The organism is Ulvibacter sp. 2305UL32-6, from assembly GCF_058148545.1.
Genome location: NZ_JBYVKA010000002.1, coordinates 334629 through 350680, shown reverse-complemented (window position 1 = coordinate 350680; position 16052 = coordinate 334629). Strand labels below are relative to the sequence as shown.

General features: G+C 38.8%; 18 protein-coding genes. 6 read left to right on the top strand and 12 right to left on the bottom strand.

All coding sequences use genetic code 11. The features are described 5' to 3' along the window. Positions 1 to 105 precede the first annotated feature (105 nt). A complete protein-coding gene (locus ACY2RU_RS07420; protein ID WP_490137802.1) occupies positions 106 to 414 on the top strand; it encodes a hypothetical protein in 309 nt (102 codons plus the stop codon). A 25-nt stretch (positions 415 to 439) separates the two neighbouring features. Here the strand turns inward: ACY2RU_RS07420 and ACY2RU_RS07415 are convergent, their stop codons facing one another. The 8 genes from ACY2RU_RS07415 to ACY2RU_RS07380 form a co-directional block, all read right to left on the bottom strand. Further along, on the bottom strand, positions 440 to 2680 hold the full coding sequence (locus tag ACY2RU_RS07415) for a TonB-dependent receptor (protein WP_490137801.1): 2241 nt from the start codon (positions 2678 to 2680) through the stop codon (positions 440 to 442). Positions 2681 to 2728: 48 nt separating this feature from the next. Next, the gene (locus ACY2RU_RS07410; protein WP_490137800.1) at positions 2729 to 3055 is read right to left on the bottom strand and encodes a hypothetical protein; all 327 of its coding nucleotides are present in this window, start codon (positions 3053 to 3055) and stop codon (positions 2729 to 2731) included. 9 nt (positions 3056 to 3064) lie between these two features. Beyond that, complete coding sequence (locus ACY2RU_RS07405) at positions 3065 to 3373, bottom strand: DUF6787 family protein (protein ID WP_490137799.1); 309 nt, start codon at positions 3371 to 3373, stop codon at positions 3065 to 3067. After that, positions 3370 to 3777, bottom strand: a complete 408-nt coding sequence (locus tag ACY2RU_RS07400) for a DUF6146 family protein (RefSeq protein WP_490137798.1) — start codon at positions 3775 to 3777, stop codon at positions 3370 to 3372. The genes ACY2RU_RS07405 and ACY2RU_RS07400 overlap by 4 nt, the downstream gene beginning before the upstream one ends. 122 nt (positions 3778 to 3899) lie before the next feature. Further along, complete coding sequence (locus tag ACY2RU_RS07395; RefSeq protein WP_490137797.1) at positions 3900 to 4550, bottom strand: DUF937 domain-containing protein; 651 nt, start codon at positions 4548 to 4550, stop codon at positions 3900 to 3902. A gap of 134 nt (positions 4551 to 4684) precedes the next feature. Continuing rightward, positions 4685 to 5635 (bottom strand): D-2-hydroxyacid dehydrogenase, encoded by a 951-nt coding sequence (locus ACY2RU_RS07390; RefSeq protein ID WP_490137796.1) that lies wholly within the window; start codon positions 5633 to 5635, stop codon positions 4685 to 4687. A gap of 64 nt (positions 5636 to 5699) precedes the next feature. Then, positions 5700 to 6767, bottom strand: coding sequence for a 3-phosphoserine/phosphohydroxythreonine transaminase (gene serC / locus ACY2RU_RS07385; protein ID WP_490137795.1), 1068 nt, complete (start codon positions 6765 to 6767; stop codon positions 5700 to 5702). Between the two features lie 138 nt (positions 6768 to 6905). After that, complete coding sequence (locus ACY2RU_RS07380; protein WP_490137794.1) at positions 6906 to 7967, bottom strand: acyl-CoA reductase; 1062 nt, start codon at positions 7965 to 7967, stop codon at positions 6906 to 6908. 63 nt (positions 7968 to 8030) lie between these two features. Between ACY2RU_RS07380 and ACY2RU_RS07375 the strand changes: the two genes are divergently transcribed. Continuing rightward, positions 8031 to 8381 carry a 4Fe-4S dicluster domain-containing protein gene (locus tag ACY2RU_RS07375; RefSeq protein WP_490137793.1) on the top strand — a complete coding sequence of 117 codons (351 nt, stop codon included), beginning with the start codon at positions 8031 to 8033 and terminating at the stop codon, positions 8379 to 8381. 102 nt (positions 8382 to 8483) lie between these two features. On the opposite strand, the gene ACY2RU_RS07370 is transcribed toward ACY2RU_RS07375, so the two are convergent. Continuing rightward, positions 8484 to 9044: a hypothetical protein gene (locus ACY2RU_RS07370; protein ID WP_490137792.1), complete on the bottom strand. Its 561-nt coding sequence runs from the start codon at positions 9042 to 9044 to the stop codon at positions 8484 to 8486. Between the two features lie 207 nt (positions 9045 to 9251). Here ACY2RU_RS07370 and ACY2RU_RS07365 point away from each other — a divergent pair, with 207 nt between their 5' ends. Both ACY2RU_RS07365 and ACY2RU_RS07360 read left to right on the top strand, forming a co-directional pair. Further along, complete coding sequence (locus tag ACY2RU_RS07365) at positions 9252 to 10112, top strand: alpha/beta hydrolase (protein WP_490137791.1); 861 nt, start codon at positions 9252 to 9254, stop codon at positions 10110 to 10112. A 1-nt stretch (position 10113) separates the two neighbouring features. Next, positions 10114 to 10911, top strand: coding sequence for an alpha/beta hydrolase (locus ACY2RU_RS07360; RefSeq protein WP_490137790.1), 798 nt, complete (start codon positions 10114 to 10116; stop codon positions 10909 to 10911). Positions 10912 to 10962: 51 nt separating this feature from the next. On the opposite strand, the gene ACY2RU_RS07355 is transcribed toward ACY2RU_RS07360, so the two are convergent. After that, on the bottom strand, positions 10963 to 11439 hold the full coding sequence (locus ACY2RU_RS07355; RefSeq protein ID WP_490137789.1) for a hypothetical protein: 477 nt from the start codon (positions 11437 to 11439) through the stop codon (positions 10963 to 10965). Positions 11440 to 11631: 192 nt separating this feature from the next. Here ACY2RU_RS07355 and ychF point away from each other — a divergent pair, with 192 nt between their 5' ends. After that, a complete protein-coding gene (gene ychF / locus ACY2RU_RS07350; RefSeq protein WP_490137788.1) occupies positions 11632 to 12726 on the top strand; it encodes a redox-regulated ATPase YchF in 1095 nt (364 codons plus the stop codon). 6 nt (positions 12727 to 12732) lie between these two features. Here the strand turns inward: ychF and ACY2RU_RS07345 are convergent, their stop codons facing one another. After that, positions 12733 to 13080 (bottom strand): hypothetical protein, encoded by a 348-nt coding sequence (locus ACY2RU_RS07345; RefSeq protein WP_490137787.1) that lies wholly within the window; start codon positions 13078 to 13080, stop codon positions 12733 to 12735. A gap of 40 nt (positions 13081 to 13120) precedes the next feature. Next, positions 13121 to 13942, bottom strand: a complete 822-nt coding sequence (locus ACY2RU_RS07340) for a phosphatase PAP2 family protein (protein ID WP_490137786.1) — start codon at positions 13940 to 13942, stop codon at positions 13121 to 13123. Between the two features lie 242 nt (positions 13943 to 14184). Between ACY2RU_RS07340 and ACY2RU_RS07335 the strand changes: the two genes are divergently transcribed. Further along, entirely contained in the window at positions 14185 to 16035 is a 1851-nt protein-coding gene (locus ACY2RU_RS07335; protein WP_490137785.1) for a DNA topoisomerase IV subunit B, read from the top strand. The last annotated feature ends 17 nt before the right edge of the window (positions 16036 to 16052 follow it).

Here is a 16052-nt window from a genome sequence, read left to right as displayed (position 1 = left end):
TCTTAGTTGCGTAGTTAAGTAAGAGGGTCTAGGCGTTCACTAGTAAAATAATTTTTGGCAAGCTTATTGCGTTGTATATAATAGTAATTTATAACACAACACAACATGAGAAAATCCAAATTCAAACTACTTAGAAATAGTATCTTTTTAGATGCGGTAGGTGTAGCCACAAGCTTTATACCTGGTGTAGGTGAGATATTCGATATTTTATGGGCGCCATTTGCTGCAAAAAAAATGCGTGAGATGTTTCCGGGGGAAAAGGGCAAAATAGCCTCTGTGATCGTTTTTATTGAAGAGATCATTCCAGGCACCGATTTTATCCCAACGTTTACATTAATGTGGTTATTTACTTTTGTCTTTGGACAAGAGAAACAACCCATGCCGCAAACTATTGAAGTAGAAATAAACGAATAAAAAAAAGCCCCATTTGGGGCTTTTTTTATAGTGCTACTTTTAAATTTATATTAATACTCCTACCCATATTTGGAATTCCATCTTCTTTTAATCGCGAAAGATGAGAAATATACACTTCGTTAGTAAGATTCGTGACATTGAGTCCGAGTTTCATTTCTAACTTATTTAGCGCTATTGATGTATCACCGCCGATGCTCAACAAGTTGTATGCGTTGGTTGTTGTTTCAAAATCACTTACGTTTTTTTGCGCAAATGTATTTTGCAGTCGTATAAAAGCGTTTGATCGTTGCAACCGCTTACCATCCTTAAATTCAACACGAACGGTATTTGTAAGACTGTTAGCAGGAATTAATGGCAGATAATTATCGTTGCTCTGTTTTCCAGTTACGGTTTCAAAACTACTTTCGAGGTGCAACCAATCCAATGGATGAGGATGTAAATGCATCCCGAATTCGCCTCCGTAGAGATTAGCATCATCCTGTACGTATTCAAAAACTAAATTTTCATCCATTACTTCTCCGGTTGGTGTAATAAAGATATAATCGGAAATCGCGTTATAGAAACCATTAGCAAAAATCTCAATATGTTCGTTTGCAAACGACAAAGAAACATCGGTTTGCAGGTTTTGTTCATTTTTTAGATCAACATTTCCTATTTCAAAACGATTGGTGCCTTCGTGTACGCCATTGGACGCAAGTTCAGCTAAATTGGGAGCACGAAAACCACTGGCAAGATTGATCCTTGCGAGTAACTTATCGGTGACATCCACCTTAGCACCTAAGGCCGCATTAAAACTGTTGAACGATCTGTCAAATTCAGAAAAATAAACTTCTTCACCTAAGGCTCCTTCAGCTTCACCTTGAATATTTCTTCGATCAAAGCGCAAACCGGCTTGAAGGTCAACTTTTTCTAAGTGATAATGGGTAGTTGCTAAAACCCCAATATCTGCTGTAGTTGCATCGGGGATAAGAAATTCTTCCCCAAAATTTTCATTGGTTTGATACATACCTTGAACCCCTACTATCGTTTCAAACTTTCCATAATCTGGTAAGTTATATTTGATGTCATAACTATATGTATTCAGCTTTAGTTGTAAGGCTGCTAAAGGTTCGTTGGCGGCTCGTGTGGCCTCTTCATGTTCCTCTTCTTCAAACTCTCGCCTATCGTTAAACAAATATCCAAGTTTAATGTCCATACTCGAATCTCCAAAATACAGAGTATTGTCCAGGCTAAGAATATGATTGTCGATCGCCTGATAGGGGGAACTCAGGCTTTTAGTACTTGTTTGTGCTCCGATCTCTTCCGGAATGCCCAGATTAGCAACATTGAAGTTGTAACGCAGTGTCGATTTAAATTTAATAGTTTGATATTGTACACCAGCTTTAAAATCGGTTTCATTAAAACGCGAATTAGTAACTCCAATATCGTCTCCAGTTTGGTAATCACTGTGGGTAACATAGGCAAATCGGCCTAAAAACTTAAGTTTGTTAGTTGAAATTTGCACACCAGTGTTACCTTTAAATCCGTAGGTGTTAGATATATATGATGAGCTTGCGTCAACATGCTTTTCTCCCGCAGGCGCAAATTTTTCAGGATTTAAATAGAGTACACCGCCCAAGGCATCACTTCCGTAGAGCAACGATGCCGGTCCTTTAATAACTTCAACACTTTCAATTCCAGCTTCATTGACTCCTAATCCGTGCTCATCACCAAATTGTTGATTTTCAAGACGAATACCTTGCGTATATGTAAGAACTCGATTTGAGCTTAAGCCTCTAATTACAGGCTTTCCAATGCCGCTTCCCGTACTCACAGACGAAACTCCCGGAATATTTGTAATACCATCGGCAAGCGTTACCGCCCCGTGAGACGAAAGTTCATCTGTTGATACACGCTCCACACGCATTACGTTGTCGCTTTGTAGTTTATGGAAAGGCGTTGAAATTATGATAGCCTCCATTTCTACGGCACTTTCGGCCATGGTAAATTGTCTTGTAATTGATTTTTCTTCGGAAAAGGATAGCTTCTCGGAAACGGTTGCAAATCCCAGAGCAGAGACCACAACTTTATAGGTTCCTTGCGGAATGTTCTCCACGCTAAAATTTCCATCAAGATCGGTTTGTGCGCCTTTTTCCAACTGAGGAAAATAAATAGTCGCAATAATAGGTTCATTTGTTTCGGATATAACACTTCCCGAAAACTGATACTGTGCATGTACGTTCGCAATAAGAAACATCGCGACGATACATGTAAATAAATATTTCATAAAAATTTGATTTACAGTGTTTTAAAATAATCTATGTAAACGGAATAATTAAGAAATAATAGGAGGCCCTCGAAGATGATTTGTGGTGGGATGGCTGCTCTTTTCAGAAGAAATTGACTGTGGTTCAAAAGTGAAGATCACTTCTGTTACCAAAAATTCTATAGGTGCAACCGCCGTATAATGAAAACTGCTAAAATGAAAATCACAAAGAGAGCAGTCGGTTTTACTTTCGTGCAGGTGTGTTTTTACCTCTTTACAAACAACGTGTTGATGATCTTCAAAAACGTGTTCAAGCTGAATCGCTGTAGGAAACAAAATAGCAAGCCCGAAAACGAGACTGAGAATGCGATTTGTTATGATTTTGTTAGCGATCATTTAATGATTTTATTTTTGCGAAGGTACTAAAAATCCTAGTCCTAAATGGCGTAGCATCTTTTTTTCAAAGGCCCAAAAGAATTGAAACTCTCCATAAAGCCATCCAAAAAATACAAGTAAAACTTGATATACAGGAAAGATGATCAAGATACGAAACGGCCAATAGATCCAGCCGCTCATTGCTTTTGTAATACCAAATGCTTCTGTAATCGGTGCTGCAAATTTTGCTGCGGTACTACCTGTCATGGCAAAAACGATAAAAATTACGGTAAGTTGCCAATTGGTTTGAACATTCCAGCGTTCTTTTAATTTCTTCATCGCAAACGCTGATTGTATTTCTTTTCGAAATATTGAAAATAATTGTACAGCATATAATTTACCTCTAAACCGTAGTGAATATTGGGGTCGTAATCAATGGTCTGTGGGTAGAGGTTTCTGTCGAAATTCGGACTTAGAACGCGCTGATTGTAGTTAACTACATACAATCGATTTCGAACTTCCAAAAAGGGGAGTCCGTAGTATCCTTTTGGCGGTTGTGTAATAAGCCAGGCGTTAAAGCCAGGTTCAATAACCAATATTTCGTATTCTAAACTATCATTTGCAATACGTACCGTATCGCTGCTAACGCCCATATTTTCTGAAGTTCCACGCATGGAAGACTTGCTAGAATCACAGCTATACAGCAATAATAAAAGGACACAGATGCTTAGAAGATATTTCATAACGGTTCTTTGCTATAAAAATACCAAAAATTGAGCCAGATACGCCCGTTTTAACATCTATTTAAAAGAAAACCGCTTCCAAAAGATTGGAAACGGTTTTGCATCTTAATTGTAGGGAACTGTTATTTTCCGAAGAGACCTCCAAGAAGTCCTCCAATACCACCACCACTGTTGCTTTGTGAATTTCCTCCACCAAGTACCATTCCTGCGATATCATCAACAATACTTCCATCATTGTCACCATCTAATAGTGATTCAATTAGGGTTTGTTGCTTTGGCTGTGCGTCTCCTCCGCCCATAAGGCCACCGAGAAGATCACCAATTCCGCTGCTTGTTGATACATTTTGTTGCTTCTTTTGTTTTCCTAAATAACCAAGTAGAATAGGAGCCGCCACTTGTAAGATCTGCATCACGCCGTTAGTGTCAACACCAGACTTGTTTGATAATGCACGAACTGCATTATCTTGTGATCCACCTAAGACATGTCCTAAGATTCCAAGACCATCTTGTTTTACATCTTCAGTCACGCCACCGCCAAAAAGACCTCCAAGATTATCTAAAATACTACCATCGTGCTTATTGTCTAAAGCGCCCATAAGACCAGATGCGCCGCTTTCTGAAGCTGCATTACGTTTCATAGCTCCTAACAGTATAGGCATAGCCATGGCAACTACAGAAGCTGTTTTATCTGCTGGTTGATGTGTTTCCTGACTAATACCGCCGATCATTTGGCGTCCTAAATCACTGTTTAATAAGTCTAAAATTCCTGACATTTTTGTTTGTTTTAATAATTATACTCCAAGATACGCAAATTACTCCATACGAAGCGCGCTTAGCGCAGTAATAGTGTGATCTGAACTATGGTTTTCGTTTAACGACTTAGTTCCTTAGACGAATCTAAATGGATTTACCCAAGGAGGGTAATAATTTGTTCCGCCAACTCTGAGCCAATTCGGTCTTGCGCTTCATTAGTTGCTGCACCAATGTGTGGGCTCAAAGAAATGCGTTCGTTCATTAAGACCTTAATTGCAGGACTTGGTTCTTGCTCAAACGTATCGAGACCAGCAAAAGATATTTTTCCTTTGTCTAGCGCCTCAACTAGGGCTACTTCATCGATAACACCACCACGAGCGGCGTTAATAATGGCAACTCCGTCTTTCATTTGAGCGATTTGCTCTTTACCAATCACGTATTCTTTTTGAGCTGGAACATGTAAGGTGATGAAATCGCTGTGTTTAATTAATTCTGAAACTGGCTCGGTCTTTATTTTAAGCGTTACTGTTTGTCCATCGTAAAAATCGAGTGTAATATCTGCCTCACCAACAAATTTATCACTAGCAACGACCTTCATGCCAATTCCTAAGGCGATCTTTGCAACTTCACGACCAATTCTTCCAAAGCCAATTATACCAATCGTTTTTCCTCGTAATTCAGAGCCTTTTGCGTAGTTCTTTTTAAGATCTTTAAATTTAGAATCTCCGTCTAGTGGCATATTTCTATTGGCGTCATGTAAATAGCGTACCCCTCCAAATAGATGGGCGAAAACTAATTCTGCTACTGAAGCCGACGAAGCAGCAGGGGTGTTGATGACGTGTAATCCTTTTTTTCGCGCATATTCAACATCTATATTGTCCATGCCTACGCCACCTCGGCCAATGATCTTAAGATTAGGGCAAGCATCAATAAGTTCTTTTCGAGCTGTGGTTGCACTACGAACCAACAAAACGTCAATATTATTTTCGTTGATATAATTAATGAGTTGTTCTTGGGCTACTTTTACAGTGATCACTTCAAAGCCAGCGGCTTTAAGTGCGTCAATACCCATTTGAGAAATTCCGTCGTTTGCTAATACTTTCATATGCATTTCCCGCACTGGCGAGAATCTATTTTTATTAATTACTCCTTTTAAAATTTAAATCTTACTAAGCTTTTCGCTCTAATTCTTTCATAACATCAACCAAAACTTGTACACTTTCAACTGAAAGAGCATTGTACATAGAAGCACGGTACCCGCCAACACTACGATGACCATTGAGCCCGTTAACACCAGCATCCTTCCATAGTGAATCAAAAGTGTCCTTTAGATCGGCTTGCTCTAAAGTAAACGTAGCGTTCATCTTAGATCGATCCTCAGCCTGGGCGACAAAGCCTTTAAAAAGCGGATTTCGATCAATTTCTGTATACAATAAATTAGCTTTTTCAGAATTAATTTTTTCAATAGCAGCAACGCCTCCAAGGTCTTTTAACCATTCGAGGGTAAGCATAGAAACATAAACAGGAAATACAGCGGGCGTATTAAACATACTGTCTTTTGATATATGCACCTTGTAATCTAGCATTGAAGGTATTTGTCTGGAAACCTTTCCTAAAATTTCTTCTTTGATCACAATTAATGTCGTTCCAGCTGGGCCCATGTTTTTTTGAGCACCTGCATAAATTAGATCAAATTTTGAAAAATCTAATACCCGTGAAAAAATATCACTACTCATGTCGCAGATGAGTGGCACATTGACTTCTGGGAATGTTTGCATTTGTGTTCCGAAGATGGTATTGTTACTAGTACAATGAAAATAATCTACATCGTTTGGTACTGTGTATCCCTTCGGTATATAGTTAAAATTGCTTTCTTTGGAAGATGCCACCTCAACGATCTCACCAAAATGCTTTGCTTCTTTAATGGCCTTATCACTCCAGGTTCCTGTATTTAGGTATGCAGCTTTCTTTTCGAGTAGATTATAAGCGACCATTAAAAATTCGAGACTTGCGCCTCCTTGCAGGAAAAGAGCGGTATAGCCTTTATTCTGAAGTCCTAAGTGCTCTAAAGCCAACGCCCGAGCATTGTCCATCACATCAACAAAGTTTTTGCTTCGGTGGGAGATCTCAATTAGTGATAAGTCGAGATTGTCAAAATTGATGACTGCATCGGCTGCCTTTTGTAAAACGGATTGCGGTAAAACGCAAGGTCCTGCGCTAAAATTGTGTTTTTTCATGTTTCGGAAGTTTCAAAGAGCAAAGATGTAAAATATCCGAGCAAATCTTGTTAAGTTCACTATAATTTATTCAGAGGATGTCAACAGCTTATTCACCTTTCAATTGAAACGGAAAACCTGCTTTATATGGCTAACGAGTTAAAGGTTAAGCAAGAACGTTAGGGTGTCTACGCCATCTGCGTAATCCCAAAGTGCTGGGGATTGGGCTGTTCCGAAGGGAATTTGACCATCAATACCAGCTTCAGAAACGATACATTGTATATTTTCTTTTTCTTCGGAAAGGGTCGTAGCAAGGCTCTCAATAGAGTCGTAGTTCTCGTAAAAGACAACCGAAATTGGCGACGAAAAACCTTCGTCTTCTTTTAATAAAAGGAATTCATTATCTAAGAGTTTAACGTTGCTCATTAGATAAACCGCTTTGTTATAGTCGTAATTATTGATGTATTTATGATTGTTAATGACGTGCTTCCACGAGAATATTCCGTTAAAAAAGTGATCTAAATCGTATTCCTTCGGAAGGTATACTTTTGACACATTTCTACAACCGAGTCCGAAGTACCTAAAAACATCATCTGCCAAAGCTTCCATTTGCTCGGGCGTTTCCTTTCCAGTGATCACAGCCACTGAATTTCTGTTCTTACGAATGATGTGTGGGTATTTTCCGAAGTAATAATCGAAGTACCGAGCGGTATTGTTGCTTCCGGTAGCAATAACAGCGTCAAAATCTTTCAGTTGATCTTTGCTAAAGGAAATTCGATCTTCAAAAGCGGGTGCAACAGCAATAAGGTATTTCGCAAGAAAGGGAAGTAGTAGATTGTCATTGGACGATAATTTTGCCTTTACGATATGTCCAGAAAGCAACACTGAAATAAAGTCGTGAAAACCAACCAAGGGTACGTTTCCAGCCATAATGACAGCTATTGTTTTAGGGGTTTGATTTTCGGGAATTTCATAATTTGAAATCCATTGTTTGATGTTTTCTTCGGAAAGTGCCTCAGCCCAGCTTTTACAAGCAAAAGCGAGATTGTCATCTATAAACCAACTGTTATGATGTTTTGCTTGCGACAACACATTTAAAAATGGTTCATAAAAGGTGTCATTATAAGACACATGGTCATTTTTTGTTGGCGTTTCCGAAGCAAACTGCCCTAAAAACTCTCCTAAACTGACAAAAGCGTTAATTCTTTCCTCTAAATGCATAATTTTTTGGAGTTACCCCTTCTAGGCATTAAATTTGTGCAAAGTTAGAAAAAGAAAACCCCGATGGCAATAATTATAACCGACGAATGTATTAACTGTGGTGCATGTGAACCAGAATGTCCAAATACTGCAATTTACGAAGGAGCAGACGACTGGCGATATGCAGACGGAACTGATCTAGAAGGACAGGTAGTTTTACCTAATGGGAAAGCGGTTGATGCTAGTGAGACTCAGGAGCCTGTAAGTGATGAGATTTACTATATAGTTGCAGATAAATGTACTGAGTGCAAGGGATTCCATGATGAGCCACAATGTGCAGCGGTTTGTCCGGTTGACTGCTGTGTTCCTGATGAAGATCACGTTGAAAGCGAAGAGGTGCTTCTTGGTAAGCAAGCTTTTATGCACCATAAATAACGATCACAAATTTATAAAAAGAAAACACCCTCCTAAGTCGGTTAAACGACCTCTCTGGAGGGTGTCTCAGTATCCGAGGGCTACTAAGTAGCAGACAAATGGTTATTTCTTAGGTGTCATTTTATTGGCCTTCATTTTTTTAACCATTTTCTTTCGATCTTCTTTATCGAGAAAATAGGTTGTTACTGTTACTTCATCAGTTTCGTCATTATATGTTTCCACAACGAAATCGCCATTGTCGTTGTAATAACTGATTGAACTCACGCCGTCTACATTGAAGAAATAATATCCTTTTTGCGACATCGGGCGAAGTGTTGCATATTTCATTGCCTTATTATCTTCTGTTGACGTCATAAGTCCGTAACCATTCGGCTCTTCCGCAAAACGATACGTTTTTCCTTCATTAGTGTATGAAACATTCGTATCTACCTGCGTTGGGGTAGTATAGGTGGTAAAATTTGTTGCATCTATACGCTTATTTACCGCAATAGCATTTTTTTCTTCCTTTGTTACCTCTTTAATAGAAGTAGTTTTACCTGTGTTGTCGGTTACAGAAGTTTTTGTAATAACTTTTTCTTCTTTTTCATTTACATTTTTCTGTGCGAATCCTGTGGTCATTGCGGCTAGTGCAAAAACGACAAGTGCATTTTTCATCATTTTCATAATATTGATTTTAAGAGTTATCATTATTCAATTCAAAGATACCTAGACTGCTTGTTAATCAATCTAAACAGCTTGTTATTAATGACTTAAAGTTTGGTCTGTTTAACAACATTTATCATAAATTTTCTTAATTCGGAACAATTTGGGAAGTCGTAGAGGTAAATTCATCATAGTTTTTACAATCTTTATATTTTGTACTTTAGAGGAATGCCATACTGGTTACATATAGCAATCTGGTTGATAGCGATCTATATCGTTATTAGTATACTATTGTATTACCTGCAGGAATTCTTTTTATTTAAGCCCGAAAAGCTTCCGAAGGAATTTCAGTTTGAATATGAAAATCAGGTGGTTGAAGAATACAATCTCGAAACTAGAGATGGCGCGATTATCAACGGACTCCATTTTAGGACTGAAAATCCGTTAGGGGTGGTGTTATATCTAAAAGGAAATAGTAAAAGTATTAAAGGTTGGGGTAAGTTTGCGGTCGATTTTACACGGAATCAGTACGATGTGATCATGGTCGATTATCGTGGCTTCGGAAAAAGTACTGGAAAACGCTCGCAGAAAGCTATCAAACACGATATACAGTATATCTATAATAAAATTCGAGAGCAAGTTTCAGAAAAATACATCATTCTTTACGGAAGATCACTAGGCTCAGGCTTTGCCACTAAACTCGCCTCAATGAACAATCCGAAAATGCTTATTCTCGACGCTCCATATTATAGTCTCAAACATGTAACGGGTCGCTATATGCCATTTATGCCCTTGTCTATTATTCTACGGTATCCTATGCCTACCTTTAAATGGCTTAAATATGTGAATTGCCCCATCCATATTATTCATGGAACAAAAGATACATTAATCCCCTTTAAAAGTAGTGTAAAGTTGGCGCAGATCCGTGCTGAACAAACCAAGTTGCATCCTATTATAGGAGGCGGACATAAAAATATGAATACATTTGCTTCATATCATGAGGTATTGACAGATATTATTGATCGCGAGAAAAAAACGATCGATCTTTCCACAACTAGCATAGGCGTAAAACATTCTTACCGAAAATAACATGTGGAACCTTAAGAAAACTGCGCTATTTGTAGCGTTTATCTATATATTTATTACAGGTATGGCCTATTTATTACAAGAGAAGCTACTTTTTTTACCTACGGAATTACCTCAGGATTTCGAATACAGCTTTGCGCAGCCCTTTAAGGAAGTTTTTTTAACCTCGGAAGATGGCGCGAAACTCAACGCGCTTCATTTTAAAGTAGACGATCCTAAAGGGGTCATCTTGTATTTCCACGGAAATGCTGGCGATTTGTCTCGTTGGGGAGAAATAGCAGGGGATTTCACCCAGTTTCAATACGATGTGTTTGTATTAGATTATAGAACCTACGGTAAAAGTACTGGAGCCCTTTCGGAACAAGCGTTTTACGACGATGCGCAATTGTGTTATCAATACCTTCAGAAACAATATAGCGACGATAGAATAACACTCTACGGAAGATCCTTGGGAACAGGAGTGGCAACGTATTTGGCATCAATAAACAAACCAAAGCAACTTCTGCTTGAAACACCTTATTACAGCATTTTGGACATTGCAAAACGCCGTTTTCCAATACTTCCCGTTCGTTATTTGCTGAAATATAAATTTGAAAGTTACCTGTATTTAAAAGAGGTAAAATGTCCGGTTACCATTTTCCACGGAACAAGTGATGGTGTAGTTTCTTATGACTCTGGAGTAAGCCTTTCAGAGGTGCTTCCAAAGAATCAATGTCAATTGATAACTATCGAAGGAGGCGGGCACAACAACTTGATCGAATTTAAGGAATACCGTCAAGCAGTTTCCGAAGTTTTAGAATAAAAAAATCCCACCATTTCTGGTAGGATTTTCAATTTATAGCATTTTCTTTTTCTAGTTGTCTTTCTTACTCAACTTCGACATGCCTTTTGGACGACTCTCTAAAGCGGCGCGGCGCGCTTCAAGTTCTTTCTGCATTTTGGCTTTATTTTGCTCCAAAATCATACGTTCTTTTTCTGCTTTCGCTTTTTCTGCTGCAATAGAAGCTTCTAGTTCAGCTTTTTTCTTAGCGGCGATCTCTGCCTGTAAAGCAGCATTTTTAGCATCTACGTCAACAACATCTGATACAACCTCAACTTTGTCTTCTTTTTTAGTGACCATGGTTGAATTTTGCTCTTTTTTGTCATTTCCTTCAATCACAAGCACCGATTTTTCCTCATCGATTTCATTGATCACTTTAGTTTCAACTTTAGTATCTCTAGTGGTTACTCTTTTGGTAACAGTTTCTTTTTTAATTCCCGTGTTTTCTTGGGCGTTAGCAATACCGGTAAAAGCAAAAAGTACTGCAAACATTAATGCGAATGGTTTCATATTTGGTGTTTTTAGATTTGTACGTAAACCTACAACACAAGCTGTTAAGTATCTGTGAAAACCGACAAAAACTTTTCACAATGTTTTCTATAAAAAACAAGGGTGTAAGTATACATCTATGTTAGTTCGATACGTATATTTGCAACTTTAAAAATAGACGTGTACGCGTCATAGTTTCTAAACTTCTGAAGTATGAAAGCAGGTATTGTAGGATTGCCAAATGTGGGGAAATCAACTTTATTTAATTGTTTGTCTAACGCCAAGGCTCAAAGTGCGAATTTTCCATTCTGTACTATAGAACCTAATATTGGTGTTGTAAATGTTCCCGATAGCCGTTTGGTGAAGTTGGAGGAATTGGTAAATCCGGAAAGAGTATTGCCAGCTACGGTTGAAATTGTAGATATCGCAGGTTTGGTAAAAGGCGCGAGTAAAGGCGAAGGTTTAGGAAATCAATTTTTAGGAAATATCAGAGAGACTGACGCCATATTACACGTATTGCGTTGTTTTGATAATGACAATATTGTACATGTTGATGGTAGTGTTGATCCGGTTCGCGATAAAGAAACGATCGATATTGAACTACAATTAAAAGACCTTGAAACAGCCGACAAAAAACTGGAAAAGGTAAAGCGCGCAGCGAGAACCGGGAACAAAGAGGCTCAAAAAGAAGAAGCGGCCTTATTAAAAGTAAAAGCAGGTTTAGAAGCTGGAATTTCTGTTCGTGCCATCGAACTTACCGCTTCAGAACGAGAAGAGTTTATAAACCAGATGCAGTTTATTACCGATAAACCAGTGATGTACGTCTGTAATGTAGATGAAGGTGCAGCTGCTTCGGGGAATGCTTATGTTGATAAGATAAAAGAGGCGGTAAAAGATGAAAATGCAGAAGTGATCATTTTAGCAGTAGGTACAGAAGCTGATATCACAGAATTAGAAAGTTTTGAAGAACGTCAGATGTTTCTTGAAGATATCGGATTACAAGAGCCCGGCTCTGCAAAATTAATTCGCGGCGCTTATAAATTACTGAATTTACAAACTTATTTTACTGCGGGAGTAAAGGAAGTTCGTGCATGGACCATTCCAGTAGGAGCAACCGGACCACAAGCGGCAGGTGTGATTCATACCGACTTTGAAAAAGGTTTTATTCGTGCTGAAGTGATTAAATATGAAGACTTTGTTCAATACGGAAGTGAAGCTAAAGTACGTGAAGCTGGGAAGCTAGCTGTAGAAGGTAAAGAGTATGTTGTTCAAGATGGCGACGTGATGCATTTCCGTTTTAATGTTTAAATCGATTTAATTTTTTAAGTAAAACGTGAGCATCCGTTTAAAGATCATTACGTCATGATCTAAATTTTGACTTTTGTATTCTGAAGATTTTCGTGAAACCTGAAGTGTACTCAATTTAAAGTCGGAGCCGTTCTTCTCATAACGAACTTTATAAATACAGTGGTCTGTCCAACTTCGGGCCCAATACATATATTCTTCGATCACAAAGATATTCCACTTTTCGTCTGTACTTTTCGCATAGACACCTGCAAAAAATGGAGCAAACTCAGATTTTGCTAGTGTTATGTCTAATATGGCAGTTGCAAAATTTTCAGGAAAAGATGCAGCGATCCGTATTTTTCGTTCTTCTTCCATGTTTCCGCTTAATAAAGGCAGTTATTATTCCGAAGATATTTTAAAAGGTAAGTCGGAAGGCCATACCATTATAAATATCTCCTGTAAAGCTGGTGCCGCTAGCAGGTGCTATTGAAAGTTTGCTATTCTTTCTTTTGTGAAGTTCGGGAACAAAATATCCTACCGCTGCCCCGAGGCCATAACCCAATATAACATCTGTTAGAAAATGCTGGCCGGCCTCCAATCTAAAATAAGCCACACCTGCGGGTAATACTGCCGCGCCAACCCAAATATAAGGAAGTGCAGGCGAATCAGGATTAAAATCGTTGTACACCTTTGCTACGAAAAAGGTTGCAGTCGCTGTTGCAGCTACATGTCCGGAGTAGAAAGACCGTTGTCCACTGCTGCTAAGGCGACGACTCATATCGGCCTCGTCACTGTATACATACGGTCTGCTGCGATTAATTAAACCAGCCGAGAGCGTATACATACTTGCTGTTGTAGCAAGACTTTCTAGGTATAGACCCAAAATTTGGCCTGTATGATCATTGGTTTCGTCATCAAAAAATAGAACTCCTGGCGTTATAAAAGAAAGGAAAAAAGGAATGTCACTCAACTTATTTGCGCTTTCAGAATAATTTCCGGCACCCCATTTATCTAAAGCATTAATATTTTCTTGATCTGCAAGAATGGTAGTGAGTTCTGCTTCAGAAATTCTTTTTTTATTTTGAATAAGTATAAATCCGCCAGTTGTGGTGGCCAATGCCGCGCCTGTCCAAATCCCATCGGCAGTCCAATCCCAGACATAGGGAGATTCACTTTTTTGCGCGTGTGTTAGCATGGTTATTGCTAGTATGAGAGATGATAGGAGTATTTTTTTCATAAATCGAATATACTTGGCTCTTTGATCAACAACATAGGTTTTAACGTTTCGTTAGTTGAGTTTTGAGAAATCTTTGGCTAAACCTAGCTATTTCCGAAGTACTTCAGAATAACCTAAAAGTGAAATGCGAAAACTATTAAAATTACTAACAATTTAATACTTGAATTGTTAATTACTTTCCGTCAAAGCGGTTTCGCATTTTATGGTGAAACCCTATATTTAACGCTTATTCCGCGTGATTTATGAGTGAAACTAAATATACCGAAGATAATATACGATCGCTCGATTGGAAGGAGCATATTCGTATGCGTCCTGGTATGTATATTGGAAAATTAGGTGATGGGTCGTCGCCTGATGATGGTATCTATATTTTGTTAAAAGAAGTGATCGACAACTGTATCGATGAATTTGTTATGGGTGCGGGTAAGACCATTGAGATCCGTATTAAAGACAAAGAGGTTAAAGTGCGAGATTACGGTCGGGGCATTCCCTTAGGGAAGGTTGTTGACGTGGTTTCTAAAATGAACACTGGAGGAAAGTACGATAGTCGTGCTTTTAAAAAGTCTGTTGGACTCAACGGTGTTGGAACCAAGGCGGTAAATGCTCTATCTGCGCATTTTAAAGTAGAGTCGGTTCGCGATGGACAAACTAAGCGTGCCGAATTTCAACTCGGGGAGCTGGTTGATGATGCTGCTATCGAGGAAACTACAAGGCGCAAAGGAACCAAGGTTTCTTTTATTCCAGACGAAAGTATTTTTAAAAATTATAAGTATCGCAACGAGTATGTTGAAAAGATGCTTCGGAATTATGTCTATCTCAATCCGGGATTGACGATCGATTTTAACGGAGAGAAGTTTGTTTCTGAAAACGGACTTAAAGATCTGCTCGAAGATACCATGTCACAAGAAGATATGGTTTATCCCGTGATCCACATGCGTGGCGAGGATATTGAAGTTGCCATTACACACAGCAAAACCCAGTACAGCGAAGAATATCACAGCTTTGTAAACGGTCAAAATACAACCCAAGGAGGAACGCATTTAGCGGCTTTCCGAGAGAGTTTGGTAAAAACGATTCGCGAATTCTACGGAAAAAATTACGAAGCCAGTGACGTACGTAAGTCGATCGTTGCGGCCATCAGTATCAAAGTGATGGAGCCCGTATTTGAGAGCCAGACGAAAACCAAGCTCGGTTCAACCGATATGGGCGGCGAATTGCCTACGGTGCGAACCTATATCAATGACTTTGTAAAAACACAATTAGATAACTATTTACATAAAAATCCGAATGTCGCTGAAGCCATGCAACGTAAGATCATGCAGGCAGAGCGGGAACGGAAAGAATTGAGTGGTATTCGTAAGCTGGCAAAAGACCGGGCGAAGAAAGCCAATCTGCACAACAAAAAACTACGTGATTGCCGGATTCACTTAGGCGACACCAAAAAAGAGCGCAATTTAGAATCGACACTGTTTATTACGGAGGGAGATTCGGCAAGTGGAAGTATTACCAAGAGTCGTGATGTTAATACGCAAGCCGTTTTTAGTTTAAAAGGAAAGCCTTTAAATAGCTACGGACTCTCAAAAAAGATCGTATACGAGAATGAAGAATTCAATCTCTTGCAAGCGGCTTTGAATATTGAAGAATCGATGGAAGACTTGCGATACAACAACATCGTGATCGCTACCGATGCTGATGTTGATGGAATGCACATTCGGTTGCTGTTAATTACCTTTTTTCTTCAATTTTTTCCTGAATTGATCAAGGAAGGGCATCTGTATATTTTGCAAACGCCTTTGTTTCGTGTTCGGAATAAAAAAGAAACGATCTATTGCTATTCCGAAGATGAACGAAAAGAAGCGCTGGAGAAATTAAAACCAAAACCCGAGATCACACGATTTAAGGGGCTTGGGGAGATCTCACCCGATGAGTTTGTGCATTTTATAGGAGAAGATATTCGTCTTGATCCAGTTATGCTAGACAAGGCGATGAGCATAGAAGAGTTGTTGTCTTTTTATATGGGCAAAAATACACCCGACAGACAACAATTTATTATCAATAATTTGAAAGTAGAGCTAGATAAGGTGGAGGTATGATTGTGAGGCACCGTTGG

What these genes read in the sequence shown, in the direction of transcription:
- ACY2RU_RS07420 (WP_490137802.1), top strand. Translation starts at nt 106, where the DNA reads ATGAGAAAATCCAAATTCAAACTACTTAGAAATAGTATCTTTTTAGAT.
- ACY2RU_RS07415 (WP_490137801.1), bottom strand. Translation starts at nt 2,680, where the DNA reads ATGAAATATTTATTTACATGTATCGTCGCGATGTTTCTTATTGCGAAC.
- ACY2RU_RS07410 (WP_490137800.1), bottom strand. Translation starts at nt 3,055, where the DNA reads ATGATCGCTAACAAAATCATAACAAATCGCATTCTCAGTCTCGTTTTC.
- ACY2RU_RS07405 (WP_490137799.1), bottom strand. Translation starts at nt 3,373, where the DNA reads ATGAAGAAATTAAAAGAACGCTGGAATGTTCAAACCAATTGGCAACTT.
- ACY2RU_RS07400 (WP_490137798.1), bottom strand. Translation starts at nt 3,777, where the DNA reads ATGAAATATCTTCTAAGCATCTGTGTCCTTTTATTATTGCTGTATAGC.
- ACY2RU_RS07395 (WP_490137797.1), bottom strand. Translation starts at nt 4,550, where the DNA reads ATGTCAGGAATTTTAGACTTATTAAACAGTGATTTAGGACGCCAAATG.
- ACY2RU_RS07390 (WP_490137796.1), bottom strand. Translation starts at nt 5,635, where the DNA reads ATGAAAGTATTAGCAAACGACGGAATTTCTCAAATGGGTATTGACGCA.
- serC (WP_490137795.1), bottom strand. Translation starts at nt 6,767, where the DNA reads ATGAAAAAACACAATTTTAGCGCAGGACCTTGCGTTTTACCGCAATCC.
- ACY2RU_RS07380 (WP_490137794.1), bottom strand. Translation starts at nt 7,967, where the DNA reads ATGCATTTAGAGGAAAGAATTAACGCTTTTGTCAGTTTAGGAGAGTTT.
- ACY2RU_RS07375 (WP_490137793.1), top strand. Translation starts at nt 8,031, where the DNA reads ATGGCAATAATTATAACCGACGAATGTATTAACTGTGGTGCATGTGAA.
- ACY2RU_RS07370 (WP_490137792.1), bottom strand. Translation starts at nt 9,044, where the DNA reads ATGAAAATGATGAAAAATGCACTTGTCGTTTTTGCACTAGCCGCAATG.
- ACY2RU_RS07365 (WP_490137791.1), top strand. Translation starts at nt 9,252, where the DNA reads ATGCCATACTGGTTACATATAGCAATCTGGTTGATAGCGATCTATATC.
- ACY2RU_RS07360 (WP_490137790.1), top strand. Translation starts at nt 10,114, where the DNA reads ATGTGGAACCTTAAGAAAACTGCGCTATTTGTAGCGTTTATCTATATA.
- ACY2RU_RS07355 (WP_490137789.1), bottom strand. Translation starts at nt 11,439, where the DNA reads ATGAAACCATTCGCATTAATGTTTGCAGTACTTTTTGCTTTTACCGGT.
- ychF (WP_490137788.1), top strand. Translation starts at nt 11,632, where the DNA reads ATGAAAGCAGGTATTGTAGGATTGCCAAATGTGGGGAAATCAACTTTA.
- ACY2RU_RS07345 (WP_490137787.1), bottom strand. Translation starts at nt 13,080, where the DNA reads ATGGAAGAAGAACGAAAAATACGGATCGCTGCATCTTTTCCTGAAAAT.
- ACY2RU_RS07340 (WP_490137786.1), bottom strand. Translation starts at nt 13,942, where the DNA reads ATGAAAAAAATACTCCTATCATCTCTCATACTAGCAATAACCATGCTA.
- ACY2RU_RS07335 (WP_490137785.1), top strand. Translation starts at nt 14,185, where the DNA reads ATGAGTGAAACTAAATATACCGAAGATAATATACGATCGCTCGATTGG.